Origin of the sequence: Holospora curviuscula (assembly GCF_002930195.1) — a bacterium.
Classification (GTDB): domain Bacteria; phylum Pseudomonadota; class Alphaproteobacteria; order Holosporales; family Holosporaceae; genus Holospora; species Holospora curviuscula.
This window is the reverse complement of record NZ_PHHC01000079.1, coordinates 118,360-136,359: the sequence shown is the minus strand read 5'-3', so window position 1 is coordinate 136,359 and position 18,000 is coordinate 118,360. Positions and strand designations below refer to the sequence as shown.

General features: G+C 35.9%; 10 protein-coding genes and 2 pseudogenes. 8 read left to right on the top strand and 4 right to left on the bottom strand.

The features are described from left to right. The first annotated feature begins 990 nt into the window (after nt 1-990). The 3 genes and pseudogenes from HCUR_RS02905 (at nt 991) to HCUR_RS08400 (ending at nt 2,913) form a co-directional block, all read left to right on the top strand. Nucleotides 991-1,725 (top strand): annotated as a pseudogene (locus tag HCUR_RS02905) (IS5 family transposase). 856 nt (nt 1,726-2,581) lie between these two features. Continuing rightward, on the top strand, nt 2,582-2,767 hold the full coding sequence (locus HCUR_RS08405) for a hypothetical protein (protein WP_165780664.1): 186 nt from the start codon (nt 2,582-2,584) through the stop codon (nt 2,765-2,767). Then, nucleotides 2,761-2,913, top strand: a complete 153-nt coding sequence (locus HCUR_RS08400) for a hypothetical protein (RefSeq protein WP_165780682.1) — start codon at nt 2,761-2,763, stop codon at nt 2,911-2,913. The genes HCUR_RS08405 and HCUR_RS08400 overlap by 7 nt, the downstream gene beginning before the upstream one ends. 1,573 nt (nt 2,914-4,486) lie before the next feature. Here the strand turns inward: HCUR_RS08400 and dnaK are convergent. Next, complete coding sequence (gene dnaK, locus HCUR_RS02900) at nt 4,487-6,346, bottom strand: molecular chaperone DnaK (RefSeq protein ID WP_104206662.1); 1,860 nt, start codon at nt 6,344-6,346, stop codon at nt 4,487-4,489. 1,116 nt (nt 6,347-7,462) lie between these two features. Here dnaK and HCUR_RS02895 point away from each other — a divergent pair. Next, on the top strand, nt 7,463-7,726 hold the full coding sequence (locus tag HCUR_RS02895; protein WP_207760888.1) for a hypothetical protein: 264 nt from the start codon (nt 7,463-7,465) through the stop codon (nt 7,724-7,726). A 96-nt stretch (nt 7,727-7,822) separates the two neighbouring features. Continuing rightward, entirely contained in the window at nt 7,823-7,981 is a 159-nt protein-coding gene (locus HCUR_RS08395) for a hypothetical protein (RefSeq protein ID WP_165780681.1), read from the top strand. A 581-nt stretch (nt 7,982-8,562) separates the two neighbouring features. On the opposite strand, the gene HCUR_RS02890 is transcribed toward HCUR_RS08395, so the two are convergent. Further along, complete coding sequence (locus tag HCUR_RS02890; RefSeq protein ID WP_207760887.1) at nt 8,563-8,991, bottom strand: hypothetical protein; 429 nt, start codon at nt 8,989-8,991, stop codon at nt 8,563-8,565. 132 nt (nt 8,992-9,123) lie between these two features. Between HCUR_RS02890 and HCUR_RS02885 the strand changes: the two genes are divergently transcribed. Further along, nucleotides 9,124-10,905, top strand: coding sequence for an ABC transporter ATP-binding protein (locus HCUR_RS02885; RefSeq protein ID WP_104206659.1), 1,782 nt, complete (start codon nt 9,124-9,126; stop codon nt 10,903-10,905). Between the two features lie 1,264 nt (nt 10,906-12,169). Further along, complete coding sequence (locus HCUR_RS02880; protein WP_104206658.1) at nt 12,170-12,388, top strand: hypothetical protein; 219 nt, start codon at nt 12,170-12,172, stop codon at nt 12,386-12,388. Between the two features lie 1,142 nt (nt 12,389-13,530). Here HCUR_RS02880 and HCUR_RS02875 read toward each other — a convergent pair. Beyond that, entirely contained in the window at nt 13,531-14,637 is a 1,107-nt protein-coding gene (locus HCUR_RS02875; protein WP_104206657.1) for a hypothetical protein, read from the bottom strand. 497 nt (nt 14,638-15,134) lie between these two features. Next, nucleotides 15,135-15,518: pseudogene (locus HCUR_RS02870) on the bottom strand (ISAs1 family transposase); the annotation flags it as partial. A gap of 1,807 nt (nt 15,519-17,325) precedes the next feature. On the opposite strand from HCUR_RS02870, the gene HCUR_RS08390 reads away from it, so the two are divergent. Further along, nucleotides 17,326-18,000, top strand: a 675-nt coding sequence (locus HCUR_RS08390; RefSeq protein ID WP_207760886.1) for a hypothetical protein, incomplete at its 3' end; no start/stop codon positions are given.

The following is an 18,000-nucleotide window of genomic DNA, read 5'->3' as shown; positions in this document are numbered from 1 at the left end:
AAAACCGGAGTAGTGTCATGGATAATGCTGTTTTCCATCAAGGTAAAGCTATTGAGAAAATGATTAAGGATCTTGGTCATACTTTACCTAATTCTTTATTCTCCTGACCTTAATCCCATTGAGAAACAACGGGCTCACGCTAAACAAATTCGCCGTTCTACAAATTCTTCAATTGACGCGCTATTCCCTGTAATCATTCATAGTTAGTTTACTATAGAATGTAAGCAATAAATTGATTATGTTTTGAGTAATTATTGAATACAATACCATATTGTCTCCAATTTTGTCGTAAGGTATTGAAAATTGGGTACACTCAAACCCTACGTATAGCTTAGAGTACAAAGCATCTTAGTGTAAGTTTTAAAATTGTTACGGACCAATTAAAAAATCTTAAAGCCAAAACGAATAAACAGGCTAACTTAATGAATATGCAGATTCTTAAACAAGACGGATATAAATACTCTCACAAAAATCAGCACGGCTGAAAGTAAGCCAAAAATGTATTTACGCCGAGCTCAAAGGGTTGAATGCAAATTCAGGAAAGCGATATAGCAAAATAACTTGATTTAAGGAAAGGAATTATATAGTTTATAATTCAAACATAAACAATAAAAAAAGCATACAGCATTGATCTAAGATTAAGTATCGTAAACCACACAAAATTAAGGAATAGCCAAAATTAGCAGAACCACTATTTATTTAATGAGCAAAAAACTTTGAGCAAAGGGTAGAAAAAAGATAGGGATTATTATAAAAGGCTGTACTAAAAGAAAAATCAATCTATGCTTACTAGAATCCTATAGTATTGTGAAGCCTAATACACCCTGAAAAGAATAGGAAAAAAACTTTAGCATCAGCTATGATCCGATACATAAAAAACTAAAAACTTTGGGATTTGGGTATAAAAAAATTTTTATTGTTTAGATAGTGTCGTCACGAGAGTAAATCTATACTGGCATGAGATATAGAATGAATCAATGAAAGGTTTTTATGATAGGCGCTCACCGACGCCATGATATGTCAGATCACATATGGAGTCTTTTAGAGCCGCGATTGCCTGGGCGAAAAGGTTCCTGGGGAGGTATCGCCCATAATAATAGGCTTTTTACGCCGCCTTTTGGGTATTGCGCACTGGCGCACCCTGGAGAAATTTGCCTCCTGACTTATGGCAACTGGAAAAACACGCATTGGCGCTTTTGCAGATGGCGGGACAAAGGCGTTTGGAAAGGGGTGTTAGAATCGCTTGTGATGGAGCCTGATTTTGAGTGGCTCATAGATTTGATGCAAGCCCTATCAAAGTACTCCCTCATGCAGCAGGAGTGCGTGGTGGAAACCAAGCCATGGGACGAACAAAAGGGGGCTCAATTCCAAAATACATATAGCCGTAGATGCGACTGGTATGCCAGTACGAATCTTTGTTACATAAGATAGCACAGCTGATTGTACACAGGCTGAGGCTTTTATTGAGGGCATAAACGCTCAAGGTCTTTTAGCCGACAAAGGCTATGATTCAGATGCTGTATTAGACATGGCAAACGGTCAAACCATTCAAGCGGTGATTCCTGCAAAAAAGAAGCGAAAAGAACAGCGCTTCTATGACAAAGAAATACCTTCTTGCATCTTAAGCGATGGAGAAGCATCGCCACGCGATATGCCAAAAACAGCTCCTACTTTCTTGCAGCCGCCCAAATACGCTGTCTTGCCCTTTGGCTCAATATCTCGTAACGACACTATCTAGAAAAAAATCAAGAAACAAGAGAATATTACTTAAAGAAGATCAAATAAAATTCATGAAAGTGGCTTAGCAGAAAGCATCCTAAAGAACAGAGGCGAAATAAAAAAGGCGCACTATTAAAGACTAAAAGATGATCAGTATTATTTAAGAACTAATATTATTGGAGGTTGTTTTGATAACAGCTCTACAGCACCACTGATGTTTCATGGTGTATGTGATACTACTTTATTGAGAACTTGGATAGAGAGGGTATTAGTAAAAGTGATATACCCTAGCCAAATTTGAGACAATTTTCCCTTTCATAAATTGAAACAAACAACAGCATGCATAGAATCTGTAGAAAGTAGAGTAATTTTTATTGCCTTAGTTCTAAAGCCTATAGAAAAATTAGAGACCGATCATGAATCAAAAAATATCACACATTTTAATCAATCATACAACGCTCTTTCAACTTTTTTTATTCCTAAAAAATAAGAACCTGTATTCATGGATAAAAAGAGGGAGTATAGGGAGGCTAGAAGGTAATCAGAATGAGTGATCCAAAGCATTGAATAGATCATGAATGAGAGCTAATTAAAGATCATTTTAAATCGGGCAAGTATGGTAATAGAAGTAAACACCAGAAAAAAGAGCGGCTTCCCATGGCGAATACTTCCTAAAGATTTTCCGCCATACTTCATGGTACAGTGGTTTTATCAAAGCTTTAGGATCAAAAAATATGGGAAAAAGTACTAAGCACGCTTGTCAAGATACGTCAAATAAAGGCTGGTGGAAGTGAACACCCGAGCTATCGCAGGATTGATTCACACAGTGTAAAAACTACCGGGGCTTGTAAACAACACGGCATTGACGGAGAAAAAAAAGGGACGTAAACACCATCGTGTTGTGGATACACAAAGCAATTTAGTGCACGGTACTGTTCATGACGCTAATCACCGTAAGGGGGGTGCAATGTTTTTTAAGAGGCTCTGCAACACTATCCGACACTCAAAGGCGTTTGCGCTGATGCCGGGTATAGAAAACCCATGCTAGCGTTTGTGAGCAACGGTCTTAACGAGATAGTTGAAATTTCAGAACCCCAAGATAGGCTGCGCTCGCCAAAAGATAGGTCGTTGAACGAGTCTTGGCTTGGCTCAATCATTATCCAAGATTGTCTAAAGATTAGGAAATTACTATAGAAGCTGTCGAAATAGGGTAATGATGGCTCATTCTATGCTCTTGTTAAGGCGGACCACTAATCTATAAATACAGGCTTTAAGATGTGCCAGTGCTTAAAATTTACTGTGTTTATAAATTTGTAGCTCTTTCTGGCTTTTTTGCTCTAATGTTCTTGTTTTCTAGGTAAATAAAGCATTGATGTGAAGCCTCTTAAGAAGTTTGGGGTATCGGGTTGTTTTAGTCCCACCAATTTCTTGTTAGACGCTGTACATAAAGCGGAGTCCCCAGGAGGCTAGCATGAAGATTGTTTTGAAAAATTTTTAAACATCATGCGTAATATCTGGAAATATTTTTGGTTTTCTTAACCAGTGGTCTTTGATGCCTACACCATGTTTCTCTTTGAATTCAAACGTGTTTATTCAGCATATAAGGATCTTTCATGAAAGATCCTTACACTGCTTGAAATGCTGTAGAGCGTCTACTTTAGTAATTATCTAAAAGCGGCTTTTTCCAGTGCTTTATTTTTTCTTGTTTGAAAGGCTTCCATTTTTTCTTTATATCTACCACGTTTATTCCTTTGTTTTAATAAGAAAAATAGTGTATAGGATTTCTTTGATGGTTGTATATTAATTTAGCTTGAAAATGGGATTAGAAAAAGTCAAAGTAAGGTTTTATATTATGCCGTAGATTGAGTAATATTACGGTTAATCCATCGTTGTATGGTAGTCCAGAATTGCTCAATGAGTTCAGATCAAGCGAATATGGCAATCAAAAAACTAGCCCGTAGCCAACCAATTCTATCAATTATTTTTGTCTTGTAAGCATTATAGAATGAGGAATAATCCGTAATCAGTTCGGGTTTTAGCCTTTTGATTCAACACTATTTTCCTCAATCATTAAAAAGATCTGTATTGCAAGAACTATTAAACACTATGGGAGCAATCGATCGAGTAAGTATTACAGTTATAGTATGGTTTTTTTTTGGAATATGTACTACGCTGTTTACCAACCAGTTTTGCACCTCTCTTACGCTATCCTCTATCTTTGCAAAAAAGCCACCTCTATCCCATTTTCATCTACTCTATACAAGACTTTCAGGTGCTATATCGTGGATTGTTTCTTGATAATTTTATTTCTTTACAAGCCTTCTATAGAAAGAAGAAATGCTTACGTTAAATAGCTTATTGATCTCTGCTCATAAGCTCTATTTTCGTTATTTTTAACATACATTTTTAGCGGATTTGGATGGGTTTTTTCTTTGATGTCTAGTCGTGCCTTAGGCGTTATGACTTCTTCTTTTTCCTACTGTGTCCACCCCTTACTCACGATACTTTTCTCGCCATAACTATTTTTGCGCTCGTCTTTTGATTATTACCCAATTTTATGTACTCTATTCATCTTTTTTTAGTCTAGGCTGTATTGTTTTTTTTCACTATTCTTAAAATTAATAACAAATCTAATCCTATTTTCAAGCTAAATTTTAGTATAAAACAGTTTAGTGCAGTTAAAAAGTATTATAAAAAGAGAGGCAATAAACCTCATTAAATAAAAAAAGAGTACACTTATATGAGTACTCTTTTACTTTTTGAATCGTTAGGAATCAGTAGTTTCTGCACCGTCTGTTTTGGATACTACATCTTCTTCAGAGGAAGGATGCTTACTGGAAAGTTCCATTAATTTTGTAAGCTCTGTTTCTAGGTTTTGGATGTCCTGCTCAATTGCTTCTACGTCTTCTTTTCCTAGAAGATCTTGCGTCTTGTTTACTCTTTCTTCTAGCCTATTTTTTTCTTCTGAAGATAAGTGAGCGTCTAAATTTTTTACTTGCTTTTGCACTTCGTACACTAGACTTTCCCCACGATTGCGTACTTCCACCAGACGACGCTTATGTTCATCTTCTTTTCGATTACGTTCTGCGTCTTGAACCATTTTTTCAATTTCTTGCTCACTGAGCCCGCCTGAGTTTTGAATACGAATTTGTTGTTCCTTTCCTGTGGACTTATCTTTTGCTGAAACATTTACGATACCGTTAGCATCTATATCAAACGTCACTTCGATCTGTGGAACACCTCGAGCCGCAGGATTAATTCCCATAAGATCAAAATGGGCTAGCAATTTATTATCTGCAGCCATTTCTCGTTCTCCCTGAAATACTCTAATATTAACAGATGTTTGATTGTCTGCTGCAGTGGAAAAAACCTGAGATTTTCGGGTAGGGATTGTGGTATTGCGCTCAATTAAACGAGTAAATACTCCGCCCAACGTTTCAATCCCTAGAGAAAGTGGGGTAACATCTAATAAAAGTACATCTTTTACATCTCCCCTTAAAATACCTCCCTGAATCGCTGCACCCATCGCCACTACTTCATCGGGATTAACCCCACGGTGGGGTTCTTTTCCAAAAAAATCCTTAACTTTTTCAATAATTTTGGGCATACGGGTCATCCCCCCTACCAAAATAACTTCTTGAATGTCTGAAATGCTAATGTTGGCATCTTTTAACGCTTCACGACAAGGTGTCATGGTGCGTTCAATGAGTGCAGCCACCAAAGATTCTAACATAGAACGGGTAAGCGTAAGTTGTAAATGTTTAGGTCCCGTTTCATCCGCAGTAATAAAAGGAAGATTGACATCAGTAGTTACGGTATTGGAGAGTGTTTTTTTAGCTTCTTCAGCTGCATCCTTTAGACGCTGCAAAGCAAGTGGATCTTTACGAAGATCAATTCCATTAGTTTTTTTAAATTCTTCTGCTAAGTAATCGATAATCCGTAAATCAAAATCCTCTCCCCCTAAAAAAGTATCTCCATTGGTGGCTTTTACCTCAAAAACGCCTCCCCCGATCTCTAGAACAGAAACGTCAAAAGTTCCGCCTCCCAAGTCGTATACAACAATAGTACCTTCTTTTCCCCGATCCATTCCATAAGCTAGCGCTGCAGCAGTTGGCTCATTAATAATACGCTTAACATCCAATCCTGCAATACGCCCAGCATCTTTTGTAGCTTGACGTTGGGCATCATTAAAATATGCAGGTACTGTAATGACTGCCTCTGTTACTGTTTCTCCTAGATAATTTTCTGCAGATTCTTTCATTTTTTGCAGGATAAATGCACTAATTTGACTAGGCGTGTACTGCACTCCATCGACTGAAACTCCTGCGTCCCCGTTATCCAGAGCACAAATAGGGTAAGGAACCATTTGTTGATCTTTCTGAGTCAATGGATCATCATAACGTCTTCCGATTAATCGCTTAACCGCATAAAAAGTACGTCTTGAATTGGTGACTGCTTGTCGTTTTGCAGTCACCCCCACTAAACGTTCCCCAGAAGAAGTAAATGCAACCACAGAAGGCGTGGTACGATTTCCTTCTGCATTCTCAATGACAGTTGCTTTTCCACCTTCCATAATAGAAACGCAAGAGTTTGTTGTACCTAAATCAATGCCAATAATTTTTCCCATAATATCTCAACCTAAACTTTTGACACTCGATTCTATCAATAAATACCAAAAAAGACAATAGTATAGAAAAATCGTTTAAAACTATCTTATTTTTAATTTTTTTAGCTCTCTCATCACCTTAGCATGCGTCTTAGCGCTTTATTTTATTGACTGCTTATCTTTTTTTAAGTATAATAAGAAAATGGGTTTTTTTTAGATGATTTTTAGATTTATAAAAATAAAAAGTATAAAACCATATCTTAGTACAATACTATAAAATTTAAGAGGAAATCAATAGCACCGAGAAATAGTTTTTCTGGTAAAGAAGAAAATAGAGCACTCAGAGGCTGTGATTAATAGAAGAAGTGTAAGAGCGGTAATAAAAGGCTAGAACAATAGTTCCTTGGAGCACTTTCTCCAAAGACTAGGGAAAAGCAAGTGGCGCTACACAAAAAGCTCCTAGTATAGGTTAAAGCTGGGTTTAGCAAAGAATATTTATTATCTTAATGACCGATGTGCATAATTAATTGATTCTAAAAATTATTAGGACTTCTGCTGCTTTAAAACACTATAAAATCTGGTATGCAAGAACAAAAACTTGCTTCCTAAGCCTGAAGGATTAGAGGATAAGGTGGTATTGTGCTAATCATAGCACTTTTTAGATAGGTAAGGACTCGTTTTCACTGTTCTCCTGTGTTTCTGTAGCGTTTGACTACTAAACAACTTTGAGCTAAGCAAAGACACGTTCAATGTTTGGCCGAATTGGCGATATTGCTCTGTGGAATCTGCTTTTACGGACTTTTTTTGCTTTTTTTTTAAAACGCAGCTCTACACTTAGGGTTGTATGTTATGCTGTTTGGTTCCCCCTGCCCGTACCTTAGTATATTATTGGAGAAGAAGCGCCACTTCGTGATAAAAAGTTAAATCGTGAACGAATTCCGGTGTTATTATAAACACATGAACACTGTTACCTGCTCAGGGTATCCCTCTTGAGTATATAGCCAAACAACTATAGAATAGTTATAATAAAAGAGAATGTATTTAAAGATGTCGTATTCATGAGATTTTCGCCGTAAAAGTTTAGGCATTAAGAAGAACGAAGGAGTGAGTGATGGGGAGACTGGTAAACGTTTTGGAATGGGTAAGCAGACAGTGTATAGATGGAATCAATGTTTAGAACCAAACGTAGTTCGCTCTAAGCTGGATCCTGATGCTTATCAGTCAGAGCGTGGGGTTAGCGCTGTTGGCATTTTCAAAACCCTGAGACATCTTGCTGTTCGCCATCAAAAAACTTTAAATCATCCAAAGGCAGATCTAGAAAAAAGATCTGTATTGTTCCAAAAGCGTGATCAATTAAAAAAGCAAAAGTTGATGAACCTGGATTGGCGCATGATATGCTAAGAACTTACGGGTATTCTATAAAAGGGCAGCGTTGTTATGGAAAACAGGATTGGGGTGTCCAAAGTAAAACAAATGTGTAGAACAATAGGCGCTTGAATGGGCTTTACTTTAGGGCTTATTGAATTGCTTACGGGTTCTCTAGAGGTATTGACTTTCTGGGTAAAGAAAATATTTCTAACGAATATCTCAGCCTACGTCCTTATTCTCTTGACCTTAATCCCATTGAGAAACAATGGGCTCACGCTACACAGATAAGACGTTCTAGACGTGTGATTCTCTATAACTATTTTATAGTTATTTGGCTATATACCGTTTTTCTCCAGGAATAAGATATTTTTTTGTGCTTTTAATCCCACTGCTTCAAAGGTTCATTTTAAGTTACACCTCGAGTCTTTTTTACTGGCCCAGAGTATTCTTATTTCCCAAAGAATAGAATGCTTGGCTTAGTCTAAAAGGACAATTTAACTGAGCCCACGTTCAATACATTAAAACATTTTAAGCACCTGACGACTAGGTATGACACGCTTGCTATTTCATGTCTGGCTTTTGCTTTTCTTTTCTTGAATTTATCTATGGCTAAAATTAATATCGACACGATTCAATTCTCAGTCAAAACTCTTCATCATTAGAACTTTTAGAGGAAAATTTTTTTGCGTCTTTTATCAAGTAACTTGATATTATATAAACTTTGAGCGAACACGTTGTAAATTTTTTTAACTAATGCTTTATGCAGTCGCACGCTCTCCGTAGTGATTTTTGAATGATAAATTACAAATCGAAATATTTTTGCCTGTAGTGATTATTTTCTACCCAGAGCCTGAATTAAAGTGTATGCTCTATTCTTTCTGACCACTAAGCTGTTTTTCGCAAATAAACTGACGAAATTTCATAGGTCCAAAAACAAAATAATGAGCGCGAAATGCAATAATTGCAACTTGGATCAACTTTTCTATACACGTCATACTTTCTACTAAACTCTGCCGTTCTTGCACCTCAACTGTTTGGGCTAGCTTATCTTTCAAGACGTTGTTGTGCATACACAATGTATAACACAATCCGAAAATGCGATCACCATCTTTATCCAGAGAAAGTGGCATAGCTCTAAACAAAATATCTTTACAGCTTAACGGAGGTAATAAATCATCTGAAAATGCGCTGTAACTTTTGTTTATAAAACCGCTTATGATACTTATTCCTGTCAAATAGAGGATTTTTTTTTTATAAATCAATTTTTCAACTATCTTTATTTTTTCACCTTTATACATAACAAGATTTTCCACTTTCTACTCTTCTAATACGTTCGTTCTAAACAATGCGTGGAAAGTGTGTCTTTTAAACCATTCTTGATATTTTAAAAAAATACATCATAATATAATAGATTTTTCAAGTAGTTCATTATGTCAGAAGCTGATCATTCTCTACCTATTTCTTTTATCCAATTAGGACGTTTTTTGTGGAGGTGTTGTCTACACACACCTTGGTGCGCGTCGTTTTTGGTTGTATGCCCTTTTCTTTGGGCCGCAGAGGTAACGCTTATTCCCTATGCTATTGGTAACTTTTTAGATCACCTTCATCCTTTAGTAACCTATTCGGACGTAAAAGATCCTGTGCTTTTGTTCGTAGGTGCGTTGTGTATGGTCACTTGTGCATATCGTTTATTTAATTACATGGTTGGAATTCGTATGATTCCTGGATTAAGATCCCGCTTAGCGCGCTTTGGACTCCAACATGTGTTAAATATGCCATACGCGCTGCTTAAAGAAGAGTTGCCTGGAGAGCTATCAGGAAAAATTTCTGATTTACCTAAAGTAGTGCCCGAACTGTTGGAAATGTTTTGTTGGAGAATTTTAGCACCCTGTATTGCGTTGGCACTAAGTTTAGTACTGTTAAATCGCAAAGATACAGTTTTTGCATTAATTACTTTTTTTTGGGCATTGTTTTTTATTACAGGAAACCTTTTAATGGTGCCTTACTTAACGGATCGTTCTGCCCATTTCGCTCGGTGTGGAAATCAAATATTAGGCGTTATTGCAGATTCTGTATTGAATGTTTTTACGGTAAAAATTTACAAAGGAGAAGCAAAGGAAGAGATTTATCTACAAAAAAGCTGCAAACAAGGGGAAAAAGCAGAACAAAAATTACAATGGATTTATTTTTTCATGCATCTATGTTCAGCGTTGGTTTATATTCTTACGCTGGTGGGGACTTTGTATGTGGCACTACACCGGTTTAGAGAAGAAAAAATTTCCTTAGGAGATTTATCGGTGGTAATGCACCTCAATCTTAGTATCGCTCATGTTTTATGGGAAAGTAGTTTTGACTTTAATCGTATTGCCCAACATTTAGGTCGTATGAAGCAAGTTTTAGGGTTATTTTATACACCTCGTCCCTCACCTACGATAGAGGAAAAGAATCACCCTTTGGTTTTTCATAGTGCGCCTTCTATACGATTTGATCACGTCAATTTCTCATATTCTTCGGGTGCACCTTTATTTCAAAACCTTTGTCTTACGATTAATCCGGAAGAAAAAATAGGTCTTGTAGGATATTCTGGTGCAGGAAAAACATCTTTTGTACAGTTACTGTTAAGATTTTATCCTCTTAACTCAGGAAAAATTTTATTAAACGATGTTCCTATTAACAGTATGGATCTTGAACTTTTTTATCAAAATATTACCTTTGTTTCGCAAAATCCTCAGTTTTTCCGTAGAACGATATGGGAAAATTTAGTCTATGGCTGTCATCGCGTTACGTTGGAGCGTGTAGAACAGGCCTGCAAGCAGGCTGGGATTTGGTCCCGTATTCAAGAACTTCCGTTAGGGTACCATACTGTATTGGCGGATCAAGGATCTCCTCTTTCTGGAGGAGAAAAACAGCGTCTGAGCATAGCAAAAGCTTTTCTAAGAAATACACCACTTTTGATCCTTGATGAGGTAACAGCACAACAAGATTCTCTCACTGAACAAAGCATTCACACAGCGCTTGACCCGTTAATGCACCAAAAAACCTGTATTGTGATTGCTCATCGTTTAAGGAGTGTGACCCTCATGGATCGTCTTTTTGTATTTAATGGAGGAAATATTGTTCAAATTGGCTCTCATAATGTATTGGTTCAAAAAGAAGGATTATACAAAAAACTTTGGGAAGCACAAAATCCAACACTTTCTTTGACGGGATAAATATTTTTTACTTAAGGTATTCCATTCAGTAGATAAAGAAGTCTCTTTTACAAAATTTTACCCAAAGATTCATTTTTTATAATGTAAAGTTTTTATTTTTTTTTGCACGATTTTGTGTCTAAATATTCTGAAAATACTTAATATGAAAATGAATACTCCAGTGTTTTGGTGTGGCCGTCAATACTATTTTTTCAAACTAAATCATTAAAATTTAATAGTAAAATGGAACACAATAAAACGTGTTTTTGGATAGTGTCGTAAAGGCGATAAACTGATTACAACACGGTATGCTCAACTCTCAAGAAACGTTCTGGGTGCCATCTATTGGGCTAAGTCTGTGCTTTAGCTAAATTGATGACATCCCCTAATACACATCGTCCTTTCATTGAATGTAGGGAAAGGACGAGATGGAAGAAATTATTAGCACAATTGGGTGATAGCTTAAATTTTGAATGGTTAAGAATTAATGAATTTCATCAGCAAGTTCAACCTCATGCATCAGAAGAAAAAATTTAAGCATGTAAGATAAAGCGTTCTACATCCTAGATGGAACTTAATAGGGATTAAAATCTTCTTACTACATAATCTAAAGCTGTTTTTGTTCTCCAAAAGGTTTTAGCAAAAAATACACTAACCTTTGGATTTGGGTGGTTTAATGGTTTCCAAGAAGTAATTAAACTCTTTTTAGGCGCCCCTCAAAAACTTAATTCTCGTCTTGTTTTCACCGACGAGCTACTGTCGTACAAGAAGGGTGTTTATCGTGGACAATACAATTGAAAGTTATGAATAGAATTTTGCATACATCATCTTGCTCGGTTTCATAGATAAATTCTATTGATAGTAATTTAGCTTAAAAACGGCATTAGATGTGTTATACTTATCGAAAAATGACAAAAAGACAATACAGCTTAGACTTAGAACCAGTCACATAAAAGGGTTAAATAGCAGGAATAAAATATAGGATTGACATCAAAGAGAGGTGAGAGAGGTCAAAAATCTATACAAGCGATCTAAAAAATGAAGCGTGAAAAGTCATAGAAGAAGAGATTAACGAGAGAAAAAAGAAGCAAGAAAAGCCGCAGCCTAAAGATACTAGACTGGGATAGAAGGGCATATTTTATATCAAAAAAACGGCTGGTTTTGGAGGGATCTCCCTAAAAATTTTGGGCAGAATGAAGAAAGGAAAAGAGCAAAGTCTTAGCATAGGAATCATGAACAGCCAGAGCGTAACCCAACGCGCTTTTAAACAATAAAGAGAAAGGGTATGATGGAGGCAAGAAAAGGTCGGGTAGGAAAAGACACCTTGGGCTATCCGCTACATATTGATGTACACAGCGCTAGGCCTCATGATAGCAAGTGTTCCAAAAGAGTATTATTTGGTTTGAAGAAAAAATTTCCAAGGCTGGTGAGAATTTTAGCGAATCAAGGATATCTACTTAGTGGGTTTATCTTCATACGCAACGGGTTTAGCTTAGCATTGTAAAATTGTAGAACACACTAAGAGGGATTAAGGTCCAGCAATGGTAGTAGCTTGTAGAGGGTTCATTTGCTTGGTTAGATCATTTAGAAGGCTATCCAAAGATTATAAGAGGTCTACTTCATCAGCCAAAGCGTTTATTCCACTAGCTTCCACTAAAATAATCCTCAATAGGTTAAAAAAATGGTTTACGTGACTGTTTCTTAAAGAAAAACGTAATAGAATACATAACTTAGGTAATCATCAAAAAACGAGCGCAACAAAAGTTATGGTGAGTAAAAGTAGCGTAAGTAGAGGATAGACACGCTAGAAACAAGAAAGAGCCCATTAAGCCTAATACACGATTAAGCAGAAAAGAAACCATAGATCCAAATCAGGTAAAAATGTATGTTGAAAATAAAGAACATAAAACGTGAGAAGAGAGCGCTAAGCTATTTAAATGTACGCATTGCTTTTATTTATAGAACACTTAAAAGGTTAGAGTTTAGTGATAAAAAGCCTTTACCTTTGGGAGGCTTGTGAAGAAATAAATATCACTCAATAATCAACGATATAACGCCTAAAAATCTTGTATAGAGTGACGAAAATAATATTGAAAAACGATATTCAAAGATAAGGAACAAGGTAAAAAATGCTAATTATTACAAAAAAACTTATAGTATAGCTAGAAGAATCAATCCATAGCATCCATAAATTTTAATGGTTCTTGTAATACGGGTCGTTTTAATTATTGAAAAGAACAGTATTTAATCCTTATCTCATAACTCTTATAAGACAAAAGAATTGATTGAATCACTTGGCTGTTGGCTGGTGTTCTTCCCACACTATTCGCCTGATCTGAACTCCCTTGAGAAAAATTCTGGGCTACTATGAAACTATGAAACTATGAATTAACCGTAACATTACGCAATCTACGCAATAATATAAAGTCTTACTTCAATTCGTTAAAATCCTATTTTCAAAATAAATTACTATACTTTACTTATTTACTACTTTTTGTTGATAAAGTTATGTCATTTTAGCAATTTATCTTTTTTTATCAAATCTTTATTAAAAAATAGGAATCAGGGAGAAGCTTTAGAGCATGTGAAAAAGATTTCCTTCCCCCCTTATGACCGTTAACGGCCACCTCGTGTTGAATTTTTAGGCTAAAACATAGGCGCCTCTTCCACTGCAGAAGGCTCTTTTTGGCCAGTATTGTTAACAAGTAAAGATTTAGGATTATACCCTGAATTTTCTCCCTCAGTGAGTTTGGGTTCCTGAGGCAATTTGGAACTGTTGGAAGCGTCACTGCTTTCTGTAGACATAGAAGTACTTTCTTTGTCACCCTCAGAACCTAAGTTTCCCTTATTGACAAAAGCGTCTTGAGGCAATTCTGCTTTATTATTTTGAGGTATTAAAGAATTTTCTGTAGAACTATTAGAGCTACCGAATGATGAAGAATCCTCCATTGAGGCTGAAGCCTGCTCTTTATCAGCATTTGCCCAAGATGTTACTTTTTGTCCTACCACTTCAAATAACTCTTTTATTTTTGGGGAAAAGTAATTGACAACCTGGGTTCCATTTTCTTTTGCTTGGTTTGCAACATCATACAGCATTTTCTTTCCTGCAACTGCAAACAATTCTTTTATTTTTGGGATAAAGTAATTTATAATCTGTGTCCCAGTCTCTTTTGCTTGGCTTGCAACATCATGAACTATTTTTTTTGCTTGATGACCTGCCTGTTCTGCGATCTCAGTGGCCTGCGGAATAAATTCGTTTTGCGTATAATCTTTTACCTGCTCTACTCCTTTTGTGAGATGTTCCACACCTTGTGCCATCAATCCCGGAGCTTGACTCGTTTCTTGCGCAGAAAATTCTTGAACAAAGCGTTTGGGATCTTGGTTTTTTTCCTCAGACTGAGAATCGTTTGAAACCTTGGAAGACGGATTAGACTGAGACTCATTTAAGCTTTGAGATGATGCATTAGACTGAGTATCATTTAAGCTTTGAGATGATGCATTAGACTGAGTATTATTTGATATCGGAGAGGAAAAAGTATTGGAATCAGACTCATTTAGTTCGTTAAAAGATGAACTAAATTGCCCCCCATTTGAACTTTGAGAGAATGGAAATTTATCTGGAACTTTATTTTCTGAATTTCCTATCAAACCTGCTTTTGAGAGTAACGCCAGACGCTCCTCAATAGAAATAGCATAAAGAGCCTGGGTTCCCATCCCTATAAAAAAAAGGGACGTAACATATTTTTTTTTCATTTTACTATATATGAATTAATTCTATAATATACATTATATTTTTTTTATATTATAATTTTATTAAAATTATATGCTATCGGTATATTCTTCTTGTAAAAAACGGAGTCTTTTTACCCAGATTCTTTACTATCCACACTTGAGCGTTTCACGTATGTGTAATCCTGGATATTTTAGTTATAAAATGTTCAGCCATAAGGTTTACCACCGAACAGGCACCTCAGCAAGGCCACCTCATAAAAAATTTTGTTTCAAAATACAGAAAAGTATGTCGTCACTCTAGCCCCATCCCATTTTTCTGAACCGCTTGATTGATTGTCCTGGCATCTGAGCTTGTTCAGAGCTATATTCCTGCTTATTGCCTACCGTGGCGAGCGTTTTCCTTCCGTATATCTCCTTTGATCCTCACCAAATGACCTATCTACTACCCAATGTAAGGCCCAATGACTTCTAATATATGAGAGCATTGTTTCAAGAGTGGCTTCTAAAGAAGACACATACTACCGCGCTTCACTAGAACACTTACCTTTTATCTCACGAGCGGATTCTATCCGCGCCATGCTTTTAATAGAACGCCCATTAGGGATATTTAAGATGAGCCATTGACTATCCTGACTTATCGAGCATTTTCTAACTTCAACCCTAGCGTGCCCCTTATCATAATTTGAGCAATATTTGAGCGCTTCTAAGGATACTTTTTCAAAATATCGCGTCACATCATCTAAAAGATTTTTCTGCTTAGCTTTGAGAGAGAATATATAATGTCCTCCTTTACCCATGATTTTATCTGCGATTTTATAGTGACATACCATAGCATCTAGAGAGAGAATCGATCCTTTACTATCCAGCCAATCCAATACTTTAGGTATTGCTGTGATCTCGTTGCTTTTATCCCTTCCCTTGGCCTAGCCTCTGTAGCAAACGTGCGTATCCTATGTAACATCTCCGCCATCATAACTGCGCCTTAGTGCCTTTCCATCGATTGCTATACCATTGCCTGGCTATTTTTACTTATGCGCTTCACTCAGGTAGAAAATAGATCTTGACTCAACATCTTACCATCCGTCAGCCCCGCATAGCGCTACACACAAAGTCTCTCAAACCGCTTCTTTTACTTTTTTCATTAACCTTACCTTAAATTGTTCACCATCCAAGGCATTCCCTTATTATTTTTCTTTTTTCAAATATTTATTTTTATGAGGGGGGCTCTGGAGTACCTCAGCACTTTCCTTATTTTCAGTGAAAAAAGGTTATAATATTATTGATAACTTTATAAAAAAAATCATTATGCTTATGGTGAGGGGAAAGTAGCGTTTAAAATAAAAAAAGAGTCAGCGGATAAAATTAAATCTTTCATCGAAGAAATTTATGATGATGGGGTGCATCAGAAATGCCAATAATTCTGTGCTTATGGGGCGATAAGGTTTGTAACCAGCAAATCACGGTTTCTTCATGGGATATCAAAAATTAGTCAATACAAAAAATATAATAATTTAGCTTGAAAATAAGATTTCAAAGAATTGAAAATAAGGCCTTGTATCACAGTCAGTACATTCAGTAGTGTTACAATTAATCCATGGTTTCATAGTAGCCCAGAATTTTTCTCAACGGGGTTCAGGTCAAGCGAATAGTGTGGTAAGAACACTAGCCAGAAGCCAACCAATTCAATCAATTCTTTTGTCTTATAAAAGGTTATGAGATAAGGATTAAATACTGTTCTCTCCAATAATTAAAACGATTTTTATTGCAAGAATCATTAAAACTTATAGGTGTGATAGATTAATTATTCTAGCTATACTATGAGTTTTTTGTAATAGTTAGAACTTTTTTACCCCAGCCCTTATCTTTCTAAAGTATTTCTCTATACCACTCTCTTCACTATATACAAGACTTTTCTTGGGTATATCTTTTATACTTTCTAGATATCCATCTCGCTTTTTTTATCTCCTTGTCCCAAAAAAAAAGGGTTTTATCAGTAAATCCTAGTTTCTTGCATACTATTGGGGTATATCTTTTGCCTATATAAAACTCAGCCCCAACATCTTTCAATCTAGTATTTTCGTTTTCTTTTATAAATAATTTTATCTTTAGATAGTCTATTCTACGTTTACATCCTAAACGTGCTTTAGTATCGTACTTTTTTTCTTTCTTGATCTTTCTTATATTGATGACTTTATCTACTCACTGCATTGTGTACCTCAAATATTTCTGATGCTTATTTGTTGCGTTTTTTTATCCTAACATCGTTGTTCACTTAATTGAAGGTGCTTGACTATAGCATGAAGAAAAATGATTACCAGCTAAAAAAGTATTTATTTGAGATTTTAGGTTATGCTGTTCAATTTCTTTTATTTGATGTATCTTTTAAATCGTTTCTCAAAGACTTTTATAAATAAGAATTGCTGATTTTTTTGAGAAGCTCTTTTTTTTTGGAAAAAATTATTTTACTATTTTACCTAAATATTTATTCCTTAAAGCTATCCTAGAAATAAAATTATTTCTTTCAAACTGTTTATTTTCTGAACTTTTAAGCATAAAGTATAGAAATAAATCTTAAGAAGATATAGAGGCGGACTTTTTCATGTCAGACTGTTTATTGTGTCGTAAAACTTTTTTAGGAAGCCAATTTTGAAAACCCAGTCTTGGAACACAATTTTTTTGATACCCTTATCCTACTCTGAGCTAGAAATTATGAAAAAAAATTTAAAAAGTAAATATAAGCTTATCTTAGTTATCATGTATGGGATATGTATTCCAGAAGAAATTATAAACGCTGACCATAAAAAAAGTAAAATCCTAAAAAAAAGTAGCTGCGATAAGGGTGCTTATTATGAAAAAGCTTACAACAAAAAAAATTTTACTCAAGATATACAAAATTTCTTTTTTTTCAGATCTCCTACTGTAGAGCTCAAAAAACAGTTCAGCTATTTGAGACTAGAACAGCATGGTGCATCGAGTTTAGGAACTTCGCTAGTCTTTTTTCAGCGCCAGAAATCTCAAGAAAATTTCAAGAATGTGCTTCATATGTCCCAAAAAACTTTGCCCTCTCTCTCTTCAACTCAAAAGTTTGGGAAAGATATCCGGCATGATGGAAATTCTTGGGTTTTATCGGATACTGATCCTTCTATAGTCACTAAAAGATCTTTTTTTTCAGTTCAGTATCAGCCCGATCCTTACGCTTGTACTCCTCAAACTCCTGTATTGCCCACTCAAAGAGTGGTCCAACCGCATCTTCCAGCTCCCGCCCCTCCGCTTGCGCAGGATTTTCAAGATGCTTCAGATATCGATTTAGGCAGAGCGAATAAGCCTTTAGACAAGCCTAGTCTCCATGCTCCGCTTGTTCCCACTCAAAAGAATGCCCAACCG

Bases quoted from the DNA above. Each gene is read 5' to 3' on its own strand.
- HCUR_RS08400 (WP_165780682.1), top strand. From the start codon at position 2,761: ATGCTAGCGTTTGTGAGCAACGGTCTTAACGAGATAGTTGAAATTTCA.
- dnaK (WP_104206662.1), bottom strand. From the start codon at position 6,346: ATGGGAAAAATTATTGGCATTGATTTAGGTACAACAAACTCTTGCGTT.
- HCUR_RS02895 (WP_207760888.1), top strand. From the start codon at position 7,463: ATGGGTAAGCAGACAGTGTATAGATGGAATCAATGTTTAGAACCAAAC.
- HCUR_RS08395 (WP_165780681.1), top strand. From the start codon at position 7,823: ATGGGCTTTACTTTAGGGCTTATTGAATTGCTTACGGGTTCTCTAGAG.
- HCUR_RS02890 (WP_207760887.1), bottom strand. From the start codon at position 8,991: ATGTATAAAGGTGAAAAAATAAAGATAGTTGAAAAATTGATTTATAAA.
- HCUR_RS02885 (WP_104206659.1), top strand. From the start codon at position 9,124: ATGTCAGAAGCTGATCATTCTCTACCTATTTCTTTTATCCAATTAGGA.
- HCUR_RS02880 (WP_104206658.1), top strand. From the start codon at position 12,170: ATGATGGAGGCAAGAAAAGGTCGGGTAGGAAAAGACACCTTGGGCTAT.
- HCUR_RS02875 (WP_104206657.1), bottom strand. From the start codon at position 14,637: ATGAAAAAAAAATATGTTACGTCCCTTTTTTTTATAGGGATGGGAACC.